The sequence below is a fragment of the Subsaximicrobium wynnwilliamsii genome, assembly GCF_007997225.1.
Taxonomy (GTDB): Bacteria; Bacteroidota; Bacteroidia; order Flavobacteriales; family Flavobacteriaceae; genus Psychroserpens; species Psychroserpens wynnwilliamsii.
The window spans coordinates 1-13,547 of the sequence record NZ_VORM01000015.1 but is presented as its reverse complement, the minus strand read 5'-3'; the positions used below and the strand labels follow the sequence as shown (position 1 = coordinate 13,547).

Sequence of the window (13,547 nt, the reverse complement as noted above, 5' to 3'; positions counted from 1 at the left end):
CGCATTTTATTCCGAAGAAATATCTAAACATTAAACACATAAGTAATGTCAAAAGTTACAGGTAAAGTTGCTAGAATAGTTGGCCCAGTAATCGATGTTGAATTCGAAGCTGGTGTAGAACTCCCAAAAATCTACGATTCTTTAGAGATCAAAAATCAAGATGATTCCTTATTGGTATTGGAGGTACAATCGCATATTGGCGAGAATACCGTTCGTACCATTGCCATGGACTCTTCCGATGGTTTAAGCAGAGGTACTGAAGTATTTGCAACTGGTTCACCAATTCAAATGCCAATTGGCGAAGCCGTTTACGGACGTTTATTCAACGTTATTGGAGATGCCATTGACGGCATTGGGAACTTACCAAAATCTGGAGACAAAGGCTTGCCTATCCACAGAAAGGCACCAAAATTTGAGGACCTTTCCACATCCTCAGAAGTATTGTTTACCGGTATCAAAGTTATCGATTTGATTGAACCTTATGCAAAAGGTGGTAAAATTGGTCTTTTTGGTGGTGCTGGTGTTGGTAAAACAGTATTGATACAAGAATTGATCAACAACATTGCCAAAGGTCACGGTGGACTTTCGGTTTTTGCCGGTGTTGGTGAACGTACTCGTGAGGGTAACGATTTACTTCGTGAGATGTTAGAATCTGGCATTATCAAATATGGTGACGATTTCATGCATTCCATGGAAGAAGGCGGATGGGATTTATCTGTGGTCGATAAAACCGCATTGAAGGAGTCTAAAGCGACTTTCGTATTTGGTCAAATGAACGAACCACCTGGAGCCCGTGCTCGTGTGGCCCTTTCAGGATTGACCATTGCAGAGTATTTTCGTGACGGTACTGGCGAAGGCCAAGGGAAAGATGTATTATTCTTCGTAGATAATATCTTCCGTTTTACACAAGCAGGTTCTGAGGTATCGGCACTTTTGGGTCGTATGCCATCTGCGGTAGGTTACCAACCAACATTGGCAACAGAAATGGGTGCCATGCAAGAGCGTATTACCTCAACAAAACGTGGTTCTATTACCTCTGTACAAGCGGTTTACGTACCTGCAGATGATTTAACAGATCCAGCTCCTGCAACTACTTTTGCCCACTTAGATGCTACAACCGTATTGTCTCGTAAAATCGCCGAGCTAGGTATTTATCCAGCGGTAGATCCTTTGGATTCTACATCACGTATCTTAACTGCCGATATTTTAGGAAAAGAACATTACGATTGTGCACAACGCGTCAAAGAGTTGTTACAACGTTATAAAGAATTACAAGACATCATCGCGATTCTTGGTATGGAAGAACTTTCTGAAGAAGATAAGCAAGCCGTATATCGCGCAAGACGTGTGCAACGTTTCTTATCGCAACCTTTCCACGTGGCAGAACAGTTTACAGGATTGAAAGGCGTTTTGGTGGATATCAAAGAAACCATCAAAGGATTTACCATGATCATGAATGGTGAATTGGACCACTTACCAGAAGCTGCCTTTAACCTTAAAGGGACTATCGAGGAAGCTATAGAAGCTGGTGATAAGATGTTGGCGGAAGTATAAATATCTGTCTTCAATCCACAGTCTGCAGTTCGCAGGACTCAAGATTGAAGACTGCAAACTGAAGACTTAAAAAATATGTATTTAGAAATCGTTTCTCCAGAAGCCACTTTATTGAGCAGCGACGTGGAGTCTGTAATCGTTCCCGGTATAGATGGTGAGTTTCAACTATTGAACAATCACGCCGCCATTGTTGCCACTTTAGCTGAAGGCACTATCAAAATCAAGTTGAGCAATGCATCCGCCATTGATATGGAAGAGTTACACGCATTGGTCATTCCAAGCACCACAGATGCCAAGACCCTAACGGTCAAAATTCATTCTGGCACTATCGAAATGAAAGATAATAAAGTGATTCTCTTAGTAGATTAAGCGCAATCCCAACACAAAAATAAAAAACGTCGCGCCTAATAAGTGTGACGTTTTTTTTATAGGAGTTTTCTGTTTTAGAACATAGCCTAAAGACTGCCCAACTGATAGGATTTATTGGTTTCTTATTCTGAAGTTTCTCAGTTCGTCACAAAAGCGTCTAGTCTCTAGACTCTAGCCTCTAAACTCTAGCCTCTATTTTCTCTTGTCTAAATTCTTAATACTTAATACTCTGTACTATTCAGACTGCTTCAACCACGCCCCTCTGCCCTGCTCCATTTTTTTAGTGAATGCCTTGTCTGTGCTTGGGATCAATGAAAGTGCGTAAGTGCGTTCGGTTTGCACGGTCAAATTGGTTTTTTTTTCTTTTCCGAAGCGTTTATAGCGTATAGCGATTACATCGCCCACTTTAAACGTGCTCAATACGGAATTAAGGCTAACGCTTCCATCCAAACGAATCGCATCCAATTGCAACAAGGTGTCGCCTTTTTGAAATCCGGAGCTATAGGCCGATGTCCCCATTTTCGGATTGCTCAGGATCACTTGATCCCGCACATAGGCTCCAAAACCAATCTCATCTTTAGTTTCCAATACAACGCCAACCTGCTTCAGTAAAGCTTCATAATCTGGCATCCCGCTTTTATAAATAGAGTTGCTGAAAAATGCGTCTCCAAAATCCGTGCCTGCGTAAGTGTTTAGCGTTTGGTGTAAATCTTCGATTGTGTAGAATGTGTTTGTCTTACCGAAGTCTTGCCACATCCGTTTCATATAATCATCCAGGTTCAAGCCTTCCGCCCGAAGCGATAAATCCAATGCCAATCCCAAACTGCTTCCGTAGGAATAATAGGAAATAAAGGTGTTTTCCCGATTGGTCTCATCAACCGATTTTGCAGCATCCACAAAAGGCGCCTGATAACTCATCTCAATCGGATTGAAAAACTGGCGCCCGGGCGACGTCCACACATAGTTGAATGTGCCTACCAAACCTTGGATGTAGGCTTCTGGCGTAATCACGCCTGAGCGAACCATTGACAAATCATCGTAATAACTGGTAAAGCCTTCCGCAAACCAAAGTTCGCCACTCATATTGGCTCTTGAAAAATCAAAAGGTTCCAAAGATTGTGGTCTGAGCCGCTCCACATTCCAACAGTGAAAAAACTCGTGCGCCACGGTTCCAATGTTGTCTTTAATGCCACCATTTGCCAAACTCGTGGTGCTGGTGACTATTGTGGAATTTCGGTGCTCCATACCATCGCCAGTCGCATTGGGCATGTAACAAGCGAGAAAGGTGTACTCGCCATAATCGTAAGCGGGTAATTCACCAAAAACCTTCCTCTGTTCCAGCACAATTTTTTTAAGGTCCTCAAAATAGGAGTCCACTTGCGCTTCAGAAGCTTCTTCGTCATGCAACACCAAATTTATGTTTTGATCGCCCACCTTAAAGCTTCGTTTTTTATAGTTGGCCAATATCGTTGGGCTATCGAAAAAATACTGCAAGTCTCTGGCATAATACCTATTTCCCTGTTGCTGTTTCAATTGGGTGGCAATCTTCCAATTGAGATCCTCTCGAGGCTCAAAAGTAACTTCTATCTCTTGATTTGAAAGTTCAGGAACATACATAAATACCACAGGCATGTTGAGATGTGCATGGGTTTCATCGACCTGCGCATAAGTGCCGTCACCATGATTGGCAAATACGGTATAGCTTAGGTTGATGCTTCCGTTGTGACCGGTGACTTGCCAAGAATAAGGATTCGGACGGGTAGTTGTTAATGTGTCGCCATTGGCATTGGTCACTTTCACGTCGTAAACATTCTTGGCAAACTCGTGCAATGCATAACGGCCAGGTGAGGAGCGACTCATGGACAAGGTCACCGTATCGGACTTCAAATTTGAATACTCCGCTTTTACCTGTGCCTCGTGCTGAACAGCATTCTCAAAGGAAATCGTGTAATTTGAAGCCACTTGGGCTTGGAGCTTAAGCGTGAATACAATAAATACCAAACCGAAAAAATAGCGCATCATAGCATAAGATTTTAAGCTTCCAAGATACAACGATTTTTAGGTTTAGTAATCCATAAGCTCGGGGCAAACCCATGAGGTACGCATTGAAAGCTGTTCTTTGTATTTCGAGGGAGGCCCGGGGAATAAAACCCTCTGGAGGGATTTAGGATTCAGGTCTATTGATAACCACAAATTCATGGGTGCTCGTGAAACTCCAAAATATCTGCAGGTTGGCAATCCAAGGCTTTGCAAATGGCTTCCAAGGTTGAAAAACGTATGGCTTTGGCTTTTCCGGTTTTCAAAATCGAAAGGTTGGCCGCTGTAATGCCAACGAGGTCTGCCAATTCATTGCTTTGCATTTTTCGCTTGGCGAGCATGACGTCAAGATTGATGAGGATTGGCATGGCTATACGGTTAGTTCGTTTTCTTCTTTAGCCGTTTTGGCAATTTTAAACACCTCGCTCAAGACCAAAAAGAATAATCCTAAACACACGATCCCCAAATAGGGTGTAACACCTAAACTAATTTCAAATTTAGCTTTAAAAACCAACTTGTAACTAAAAACTAAAAGCGAGAATGAAATTCCAGAAATTACCAATAATTTTCCAATGGTATTGAAATTATCAATAACTGCAGTCGAGAATGGCTTGCGTTGTTGAAAGGTTCTCAGTGTTTTTCTGAATAGGTACACACAATAAATAACCACATAAATTAGAACAAAAAGTAATATCAAAAACACCTTCGTCCACACTGAGGAAAAATCCATAGCCCCATCACCCGAATTGATAAACAATGAGATGGCTTCATCATTGATGAAGATGTAAACTGCAAAAAACAGCAATATCGGGATCAAGGGGATGCAGGTTATAATCCATATAAAGTCTACCAAACTTTTTAAAATCGTTAATTTTCTCATGATTAAATGGTTAGTTCGTTTTCGGTTTTTAGACTGCTTCCGTTAACGATAATGTCGGCAACGATGTTGAGTATAATTCCAATAAATAAGATGAGCACATCCTGCCCCAGATATCCGAAACCGACTACTCCCTTTAAATTCAAAAATAAAATGCTATCGAAAATTAAACCGAAAACTCCTGTTATGAATAGTAGTGTTGATGCAATTTTAAACCGTTTTGCACTTTTGATGTTGAATAGATTATCCTTCAAAATTGTCATAAGCCCTCGTTGGATATAAAGTAGAGCAACCAAAATAGGCACATAGAAAAGCAGATATAAGTAAGGCGTCCATTGGCCAAATACAACTTGATCGTATGATCCTTTTAAGGTTTTTCCAAAATTTGAAATCTCACCTATATATAGGTTAACGAGAATAATTAGTACAAATAAAGCCATCAAGCCTATCACAAAGCCATTCAAAAATTTAAGTTTCTTCATGATTATATCGTTAATTCGTTTTCAGTTTGAATATCAATCCCTCGTTTAAATAAAACAGCAACAATGTAAATAAGTCCAGCCATAAACACGTATTCTGAGGCGCCCCAATTGAATTGAAATACTGCACCTCTTTTTAAGATGTCCTTGCTATACCCTTCAGCAATCAAGGCGACAATCCCCATGGAAAAAGCAAAATACCCGATTTTAGACACCAGCCTTGTCACTTTCAAATCAAAAGGCCTGTCTAGACTTAGTATTGAAAAGACTTTGATGACCAAATAAAAAATAGAGGTCTTCAACAACCAAATCGCCAAGACAACAGCTTCATCACACTAAATATTTGTTTACTACTCATGACTGTAATTATTGTTTCTCGATAACAAATATATTAATTATTATTGATAAACAATAATTAATTGTCTTTAATTGATAATTTACCGAAAAAAATTCGATGAAGCTTAAACCAGGAGAGACAGCAATTGGCATCTGGAATTTGGAATTTGGAATTTGGAATTTGGAATTTTAAAAAACTCTGAATTTTTCACTAAATTCACAAAATGACCAAAATAATAGCCTACACCCAAAAACTACCTATTTGGCATATTGCACTAGGCATTCTTTTTATCGCAGGCGCACTTATCGCATTTGCAGATCTCAATATCTTCGGAATTGTGTCTCTAATCTTTGCCTACATGCTTCTAAAAACCGAAGGCTCAGAAATTGATTTAGAATCTAAAACCTATCGGAAAATTATTTCGGTCTTAGGCGTTAAAATTGGAAAATGGCAACCATTGGACCAGCCAGAATACATTTCGGTGTTCAATACCACGGAACATATCACCGTTAGAATCGTTACCGCTGAAACCACCAATTCCCAACCAGTCATTCTGCTCAATCTCTTTTTGCAAAACAATCAAAAAATAACGGTCCACAGAACCGAAGACGCCAAAGAGGCCTTCGATGTGGCCTCACACATAGCAGATGCCTTGAATATAAATCTCTTGGATGCCACGGAAAAAGGCAACTTCCAATGGGTAGACAAAGACAACTACCGCACCCACGGGCAAATTTTGCATGTGAATTAATAGTATAGATTCAATATGGTATTAGCTGGAAGTCAAAATAAGACTTCAGGCATTTTGTACTTTTTAAGACCATAATTTTGGTCTAGATTCTTGGTTCTAACAGCGCAGCGGTCTAGGTTCTTTTTTATCTTTGCACATGTTTCCTAAAAAACTTCAAGACAAACTCGATCAAAGAACTGCAGAAAGTTCCTTTAGACATTTGGGACAGCCCAATACGCTAATTGATTTCTCCTCCAATGACTATTTGGGATTTTCAAGAGAGAAAAGCATTTTTGACCAAGCACATCGCTATCTTTTAGAACATGAGCTTAATCAAAACGGAGCCACAGGTTCACGTTTGCTTTCTGGCAATCACAAACTCTATGAAGACGTTGAAGCAATACTGAGCGATTTCCATAAGTCGGAAAGCGCTCTAATCTTCAATTCGGGTTACGATGCCAATCTGGGTTTTTTCACTGCTGTACCGCAGCGAAACGACCTTATTTTTTACGACGAATTCTGCCATGCCTCCATTCGCGATGGCATTGGGATGAGTCAAGCCAAGGCCAATAAGTTCAAGCATAATGACATCGCAGATTTAGAACAAAAATTAAAAAGGCAATTTAACAAAGCATTCGAAACTAATACACTCTATGTGGTTACAGAATCGGTGTTTTCCATGGATGGCGACACGCCAGATTTATTGAGACTTTCTGCCCTTTGCGACGCTTACAACGCACTATTGGTTGTGGACGAAGCGCATGCCATTGGTGTTTTTGGCGTAAATGGAAATGGCATCATCCCCCAACTTGAGTTGGAAGCCCAGGTTTTTGCAAGAATCATCACTTTCGGAAAAGCCTTGGGCTGCCATGGCGCAGCAGTTTTGGGAAGCAAAAAGCTTCAGGACTATCTCATCAATTTTTGCCGCGCTTTTATTTATACCACAGCGCTTCCGCCGCACAGTTTAGCGACCTTAAAATTTGCTTATACCGCATTGTCAAACCCACCCGCAAACCCTTCCGCGAAAGCGCAATTAGCGGAAAACATCCATTTTTTTAAAGCGGAATTGAAACGTCTAAAACTTGAGCAGCAGTTTTTAGACAGTGACTCGGCAATTCAATCTTGTGTGGTTCCTGGAAATGAGAAGGTCAAAAAGCTGGCGCAACAGCTTCAGCAAAACGGTTTCGATGTGAAGCCCATTCTCTCTCCCACCGTGCCCAAAGGCCAGGAACGTTTGCGATTTTGCATTCACGCCTATAATTCTCGCGATGCGATTAGCAAAGTACTGCAGTTACTCGCTATCTTTACAAGTGCATAACCATTAGTGCGATACCCATGAGTGACGCTTTTAAAACCATAGCGACCTTTCAATATTCTTCGGAAGCCCAAATTATCAAAGGCAGATTGGAGGCAGATGACATTGAGGTCTTTTTACAGGATCGCTTTACCATCGATACCGACCCGCTGGTAAGCAACGCCATTGGTGGCGTCAAATTGCGGGTCAAGGCTAAAGATGCCATGAAAGCCCAATATATTTTGAGCAGCATCAAGCAATATGCACTTGACGATGATGGCAACGCGCTTCACTGCCCAAACTGTCACAGTGAGAAAATCGAAATCTACTCCACCATTGACAGTCTAAAATCATTATTGGCTTTTGTTATTGGTTTGGTGTCGGGCACTTTGCCCTTCCACACGCTCTACAAATACGAATGTGATGCCTGCGGAAAGGAATTTTCGGTGGAAGATGTGAAGCCGAAATCGGCTTGATGGGCATAGATGAAATTAGATGCAAGGCTGAGGTAAGAAATAACACCTAATTTTTCGTAAATTTGATTAAACGCATTTTATTATGAAATCTATAAACCTCCAAATAACTGATTTTGAATTCAACCAATTGGGTTTGAACAAAAACACGCTAACATTTTCAGAACTCATTGAGATTATCGGAAAGAAAATAACAAAACAAACCCTTGAAAAAAGTATCAAACTGGCAGATAAATCTGGGCTTTCTAAAATCTCTATGGAGGAAATCAACGATGAGATAAAAGCCCATAGAAATGCAAAAAGTAATTCTTGACACCAACGTTATCGTTTCTGCCTTAATTCAAAAAAATTATCCCTATCTCATTCTAGATTATTGCATCGAGGGAAATGCAACTATTTGTATTTCAAATGCGATGCTTCAAGAATATATTGAAGTACTGAGGAGACCAAAATTCGCCGGTTTTATTGATTTTAAAACAAATGCCGATTTCCTAATCGCAAGGATAAGCGAAATGGCTGAAACATACGAACCAACCCATAAATTAAATATAATCGCGGACGAACCAGACAACCGACTGTTGGAACTGGCAAAAATCTCGAATGCGAATTTTATTATAACCGGAAACACTAATGACTTTACTATGAAGGTTTTTGAACAAACCAAAATAGTAAGTCCAAAAAAGTATTGGGAAGACTACAGGTAATGTATAAAAGTAGCAACAAGATTTTAAAATAGTCAACTGATAGGAAAACCTATAAATCGTCGCATTAATGCTAATTAAAACCCAAAAAGTCGGTTATTTTCAAAAAGCTTATCATCACCATTTAAACCCACCTGCTTTCGCGGTTTGGCAAACAATAAATAATTAATTATGAACACCTATTTTATCACAGGCATCGGCACCGATGTTGGCAAAACCATCGTTTCCGCAATAATTACGGAAGCACTACAGGCCGATTACTGGAAACCCATACAAGCGGGCGACCTTGATAATGGCGACACCCAGAAAGTGCAGCGCCTCATTTCTAACAAGAAATCGAAATTCCATCCAAACGCTTATGCGCTCAATACGCCCATGAGTCCGCATGCTGCTGCCGATATTGATGGGGTTACCATAGATTTAGAACAAATCAAAGCACCAAAAACAAAGAACCATCTCGTGATTGAAGGTGCTGGTGGATTATTGGTGCCCATCAATAAAACGCAAACCATTCTCGACCTCATCCAACCCGATTATAAGGTCATTGTGGTTTCGAGACATTATCTGGGCAGTATCAATCACAGCTTGTTGACCTTGGATTTACTGAAACAGAAAGGGCTGGATGCCTCTATTATTTTCTGCGGAAATGAAAACACTTCCACAGAAGATATCATAACAAGCATGAGTAAAGTCCCAGTGATTGGAAGAATTGAGGAAGAACCTTATTTTGACCAAAACGTGATTTTAGAATATGCTGAAAAATTAAAAGCAAGCATCACAAAATAGTTATTTTTGTAGTGGCCTAAACAAGACATGACCTGAAGCTTCATTTCATTGAAAACAAAATGAGGTCTGCTCAAAATTTAATATAACAACCTAAAGATTCCCGCTTTCCTGTCTGCCGACAGGCAGGCGTGGCACAATGATATGACTCTAAAAGAACGCGATAAAAAACACCTTTGGCACCCCTTGACGCAACACAAGCTGCATCCCCACACCATTGCCATTAGCAAAGCCAAAGGCTGCACCCTTACCGATGAAGATGGCAACAACTATATCGACGCTATTGCCTCGTGGTACACCTCCATGTACGGGCACTGCAACCCCTACATTACCAATCGTGTTGCTGAGCAAATGCAGGTCTTGGACCAAGTGGTATTTACCGGGTTTACGCACGAGCCCGCGATAAAACTCTCTGAAGCCCTCTGTAAAATTCTTCCTGAAAACCAAACCAAGCTGTTTTTTAGCGACAATGGGTCAACAGCCGTTGAGATTGGAATAAAAATGGCACTGCAATACCACTCCAATAAGAGTCAAAAACGCAATGTGCTGGTCGCTTTTGAACATGGTTTTCATGGCGATACCTTGGGAGCGATGAGTGTGAGCGGACTCTCGGTCTATAACGGTCCTTTTGCAGAATTTCTTATGGACGTCAAGCGCATCCCAACCCCAGATGACACCAACCATGACATGGTCTTAGACCATTTGCGCAAATTAGCATTGGAATTTGACATCGCAGCCTTTGTTTATGAACCCTTGGTTCAAGGTGCCGCAGCGATGAAAATGCATGATGCGGAAGGATTAGACCAAATCTTGAAATTTTGCAATGAGTTTGGCATCATCACCGTTGCCGATGAAGTGATGACCGGTTTTGGCAAAACAGGCAAGTACTTTGCTTCCGATTATATGGAGACCAAACCAGATATCATCTGCCTCAGCAAGGCATTGACCGGCGGCTTGATGCCCATGGCGATAACCAGTTGCAGCCAAAAAATTTACGACGCGTTCTATAGTGATGAGATGGATAAAGGGCTGTTTCACGGGCACACCTATTCCGCAAATCCATTGGCCTGCACCGCTGCTTTAGCTTGTATAGAATTATTGACTTCGGAAGACATTCAAACCAATATCAAACACATTACTGAACGTCATCAGGACTTTGGTGAGCGCATCAAAAGCCACCCAAAAGTGGCATCGATTCGTCAAAAAGGAATCATTTTCGCTATGGAATTAGACGTCGAAAACGAACGCTACGGCAACCTTCGTGACACCCTATATAACCACTTTATGGAACATGGCGTGTATTTGCGCCCTTTAGGAAATACCATTTACATACAAGCTGCCTATGTGATAAGCGATGCCGAACTCGATAAAGTTTATGAAGTGATTGAAGGGGCTTTGGAAATTGTTTAATTTTTAAGACCTAACAGGTTTAAGATCTCACAGATTGTGAAAACCTCTGAAGTTTTAATTCTAGGAAATTTGACAGGTCAAAAATTGGAGCGGAAGTTCATGAAATTATTTGTTCATCATCTACAAATTCAAATTAATTCATAAATTTAACAAACCCTGAGAACCATGGAAACCCTTAGCATTAATATCTTAAATCCGAAAGCCAAAAAATTATTGAAAGATTTGGCTGATTTGAAATTGATTAAAATCAATAATGTCTCTAAGAAATCCGATTTCTCAAAGCTCCTTGAAAAACTAAGGACAAAATCTGAAGAAAGCTTATCAATCGCAGAAATCACCAAAGAAGTTGAGGCAATAAGAACTTCAAGATATGAAAAATAAAAAGCTGATCTTAGATACAAATCTATGGATTGTTTTTTGATTTCTAAAAAATTCAAGAAAATTGACGACCTACTAGAAACCGGAATGGTAACCCTGGTTTTTTCCACGGAATTAATTGAAGAGTTTATTGCTGTAGTTAATCGACCAAAATTTAAGGTCTATTTTTCGAAACAAGATATTGAGAAAATATTGGCATATTTAGACCAATTTGGGGTGCTAGTAGAAGTAGAATCCAGTATTGCGATATGCAGAGATAAAAAAGACAACTTTTTATTAAACCTTGCAGTAGACGCAAAAGCAGATTATTTAATAACGGGAGACAAAGACTTACTGATTTTAAAAGCCATTGAAAAAACAAAAATCATGACGCTTAGTGATTTCTTAGTTTTGTAGCGTCTTTGTTTAAATAAATTTCATTTAAAAGGTTTTTGGCCCTTCTTTTTTAAAATTGTTATTACTAACATCCATCTCCCCAAACTCCTCCCAAATCAATATCTTTGCCCAAAACCAACTTCATTGCAACAGCCAATTTCAATAACTGCATTATCCTCTATTTCCCCTTTGGGAAGCACACCCGAAGCCATTTGGGATTCCTATTTGAATGACCAACATTGCTTTACTGAAAAAGCTGGTGTTTTGGTGGCACAACTTCCGAAAGCCTTACAACAAGAAATAGAGGCACTCAAACATTCCGATTCCAAATACAAATCTTTGGACGACTCGGTGCTTTTTGCCATTTTCGCCTCAAGGCAGGCGGTAAAAAATGCCAAGTGGAACCCCAGCGCTAATTTTGGAATCAACATTGGTTCTTCGCGCGGTGCCACCGCACTTTTTGAGAAATACCACGAGGCATTTCTCAAAAACAAGAAAGCGGAAACCTTAAGCTCGCCCACCACGACGCTGGGAAATATTTCCTCTTGGGTGGCGCATGATTTGCAAACCCAAGGTCCAGAAATCTCCCATTCCATTACCTGCTCCACCGCTCTGCACGCCATACTCAATGGCATCGCTTGGCTGAACGCAGGCATGTGCGGCAAGTTTTTAGTGGGTGGTAGTGAAGCGCCATTAACCCCTTTTACAATTGCGCAGATGCAGGCACTCAAGATTTATTCTAGAGCAAACCCCAAGCTTGAGAGTTCTAATTTCCCCAACCAGGCATTAAATCCCGAAAAGACCGAAAACAGTATGGTTCTGGGTGAAGCTGCAGCCGTAATCTGTTTGGAAAAAGGCGAAGCTTCAAATGCTTTGGCTCACATCATCGGTATCGGCTACGCTACAGAACTCCTAGAACACAATGTGTCTTTATCTACCAATGCCGATTGTTTTCAACGTTCCATGAGCATGGCTTTAGGCGATCTCAAGCCAGAAGACATAGATGTGATTGTGACCCACACGCCAGGTACCATCAAAGGCGATCAAGCGGAACTAAACGCCATAAAAACCCTTTTTTACAACAGCATGCCAGTGTTGACTACCAATAAATGGAAGATTGGCCACAGCCTTGGCGCTTCTGGTTTACTGAGCATTGAAATGGCGCTGCTCATGTTACAACATCAAAAATGTATTGCCGTGCCTTATCTAGCGTCTGAAAAACCTGAAAAAATCAATCGTATTATGATTAATGCCGTAGGCTTTGGTGGTAATGCAGTGAGTATTTTGCTTTCAAGACCACAAAGTGCGGTTTAGACTTAAGACCCTGCCTACCGGCAGTCAGGCGCTTCGCTTCGAGACATAAGATTCGAGACTTGATTATAACTAACTGATAAGCAATGTGATTGTATTTTGACTTTTATAAAATTAGAACTGTTCAATCATAACAAATTACAGGACTCACAGTCTAAAAAACCGCAAATAGCCTAAAAAAATCGAATTAAAACCACCTCGTAGATTTCTTTAACGGTCAATAATGTTGAAAGAATTAATAAGTGAGCATAACAAAAATCTGCTTATCTTTAAGCATTAATCCCTAAATCCCAAATCCCTATGGAATGGTTTTCCTGTTTTCGACAATTTTAAAAGTCAATATTCATAAGTTATTTATATTCAAATAGTTGTGATTTTTTTTAGTTAAAAATGGGTGTCCCAGAGCGCTATTTTTCTATTTTTAGCGCATGTTTGTTAG

Annotated in this window: 17 protein-coding genes; 12 read left to right on the top strand and 5 right to left on the bottom strand. The window is 40.3% G+C overall.

All coding sequences use genetic code 11. From position 1 onward, the window contains the following. The first annotated feature begins 45 nt into the window (after positions 1-45). Together atpD and ESY88_RS12860 are read left to right on the top strand one after the other, a co-directional pair. Positions 46-1,554 carry a F0F1 ATP synthase subunit beta gene (gene atpD / locus ESY88_RS12865; RefSeq protein ID WP_147087159.1) on the top strand — a complete coding sequence of 503 codons (1,509 nt, stop codon included), beginning with the start codon at positions 46-48 and terminating at the stop codon, positions 1,552-1,554. A gap of 75 nt (positions 1,555-1,629) precedes the next feature. After that, complete coding sequence (locus ESY88_RS12860; RefSeq protein WP_147087158.1) at positions 1,630-1,923, top strand: F0F1 ATP synthase subunit epsilon; 294 nt, start codon at positions 1,630-1,632, stop codon at positions 1,921-1,923. A 234-nt stretch (positions 1,924-2,157) separates the two neighbouring features. Here ESY88_RS12860 and ESY88_RS12855 read toward each other — a convergent pair whose 3' ends face one another. The 5 genes from ESY88_RS12855 to ESY88_RS12835 all read right to left on the bottom strand — a co-directional run bounded on the left by ESY88_RS12855 (position 2,158) and on the right by ESY88_RS12835 (position 5,633). After that, the gene (locus tag ESY88_RS12855; protein ID WP_317128683.1) at positions 2,158-3,945 is read right to left on the bottom strand and encodes a M61 family metallopeptidase; all 1,788 of its coding nucleotides are present in this window, start codon (positions 3,943-3,945) and stop codon (positions 2,158-2,160) included. Positions 3,946-4,118: 173 nt separating this feature from the next. Beyond that, a complete protein-coding gene (locus ESY88_RS12850; RefSeq protein ID WP_147087157.1) occupies positions 4,119-4,328 on the bottom strand; it encodes a helix-turn-helix domain-containing protein in 210 nt (69 codons plus the stop codon). A gap of 2 nt (positions 4,329-4,330) precedes the next feature. Then, positions 4,331-4,840 carry a DUF2975 domain-containing protein gene (locus ESY88_RS12845; protein WP_147087156.1) on the bottom strand — a complete coding sequence of 170 codons (510 nt, stop codon included), beginning with the start codon at positions 4,838-4,840 and terminating at the stop codon, positions 4,331-4,333. A 2-nt stretch (positions 4,841-4,842) separates the two neighbouring features. After that, positions 4,843-5,319: a DUF2975 domain-containing protein gene (locus tag ESY88_RS12840; RefSeq protein ID WP_147087155.1), complete on the bottom strand. Its 477-nt coding sequence runs from the start codon at positions 5,317-5,319 to the stop codon at positions 4,843-4,845. A gap of 2 nt (positions 5,320-5,321) precedes the next feature. Further along, complete coding sequence (locus ESY88_RS12835) at positions 5,322-5,633, bottom strand: DUF2975 domain-containing protein (RefSeq protein WP_147087154.1); 312 nt, start codon at positions 5,631-5,633, stop codon at positions 5,322-5,324. A gap of 243 nt (positions 5,634-5,876) precedes the next feature. Between ESY88_RS12835 and ESY88_RS12830 the strand changes: the two genes are divergently transcribed. The 10 genes from ESY88_RS12830 (at position 5,877) to ESY88_RS12785 (ending at position 13,111) form a co-directional block, all read left to right on the top strand. Continuing rightward, entirely contained in the window at positions 5,877-6,404 is a 528-nt protein-coding gene (locus ESY88_RS12830) for a hypothetical protein (protein ID WP_147087153.1), read from the top strand. A gap of 136 nt (positions 6,405-6,540) precedes the next feature. Further along, positions 6,541-7,701, top strand: coding sequence for an aminotransferase class I/II-fold pyridoxal phosphate-dependent enzyme (locus ESY88_RS12825; protein WP_147087152.1), 1,161 nt, complete (start codon positions 6,541-6,543; stop codon positions 7,699-7,701). Positions 7,702-7,718: 17 nt separating this feature from the next. After that, positions 7,719-8,153 (top strand): putative signal transducing protein, encoded by a 435-nt coding sequence (locus ESY88_RS12820; RefSeq protein ID WP_147087151.1) that lies wholly within the window; start codon positions 7,719-7,721, stop codon positions 8,151-8,153. Between the two features lie 82 nt (positions 8,154-8,235). Continuing rightward, positions 8,236-8,463: a hypothetical protein gene (locus tag ESY88_RS12815; RefSeq protein WP_147087150.1), complete on the top strand. Its 228-nt coding sequence runs from the start codon at positions 8,236-8,238 to the stop codon at positions 8,461-8,463. Continuing rightward, complete coding sequence (locus ESY88_RS12810; RefSeq protein WP_147087149.1) at positions 8,444-8,854, top strand: putative toxin-antitoxin system toxin component, PIN family; 411 nt, start codon at positions 8,444-8,446, stop codon at positions 8,852-8,854. The genes ESY88_RS12815 and ESY88_RS12810 overlap by 20 nt, the downstream gene beginning before the upstream one ends. A gap of 168 nt (positions 8,855-9,022) precedes the next feature. Further along, positions 9,023-9,637: a dethiobiotin synthase gene (gene bioD / locus ESY88_RS12805; protein ID WP_147087148.1), complete on the top strand. Its 615-nt coding sequence runs from the start codon at positions 9,023-9,025 to the stop codon at positions 9,635-9,637. A gap of 141 nt (positions 9,638-9,778) precedes the next feature. After that, the gene (bioA, locus tag ESY88_RS12800) at positions 9,779-11,044 is read left to right on the top strand and encodes an adenosylmethionine--8-amino-7-oxononanoate transaminase (RefSeq protein WP_147087147.1); all 1,266 of its coding nucleotides are present in this window, start codon (positions 9,779-9,781) and stop codon (positions 11,042-11,044) included. Between the two features lie 165 nt (positions 11,045-11,209). Then, complete coding sequence (locus tag ESY88_RS12795) at positions 11,210-11,425, top strand: hypothetical protein (protein WP_147087146.1); 216 nt, start codon at positions 11,210-11,212, stop codon at positions 11,423-11,425. A gap of 36 nt (positions 11,426-11,461) precedes the next feature. Next, complete coding sequence (locus ESY88_RS12790) at positions 11,462-11,818, top strand: putative toxin-antitoxin system toxin component, PIN family (protein ID WP_262713102.1); 357 nt, start codon at positions 11,462-11,464, stop codon at positions 11,816-11,818. Positions 11,819-11,941: 123 nt separating this feature from the next. After that, a complete protein-coding gene (locus tag ESY88_RS12785) occupies positions 11,942-13,111 on the top strand; it encodes a beta-ketoacyl synthase N-terminal-like domain-containing protein (RefSeq protein ID WP_147087145.1) in 1,170 nt (389 codons plus the stop codon). The last annotated feature ends 436 nt before the right edge of the window (positions 13,112-13,547 follow it).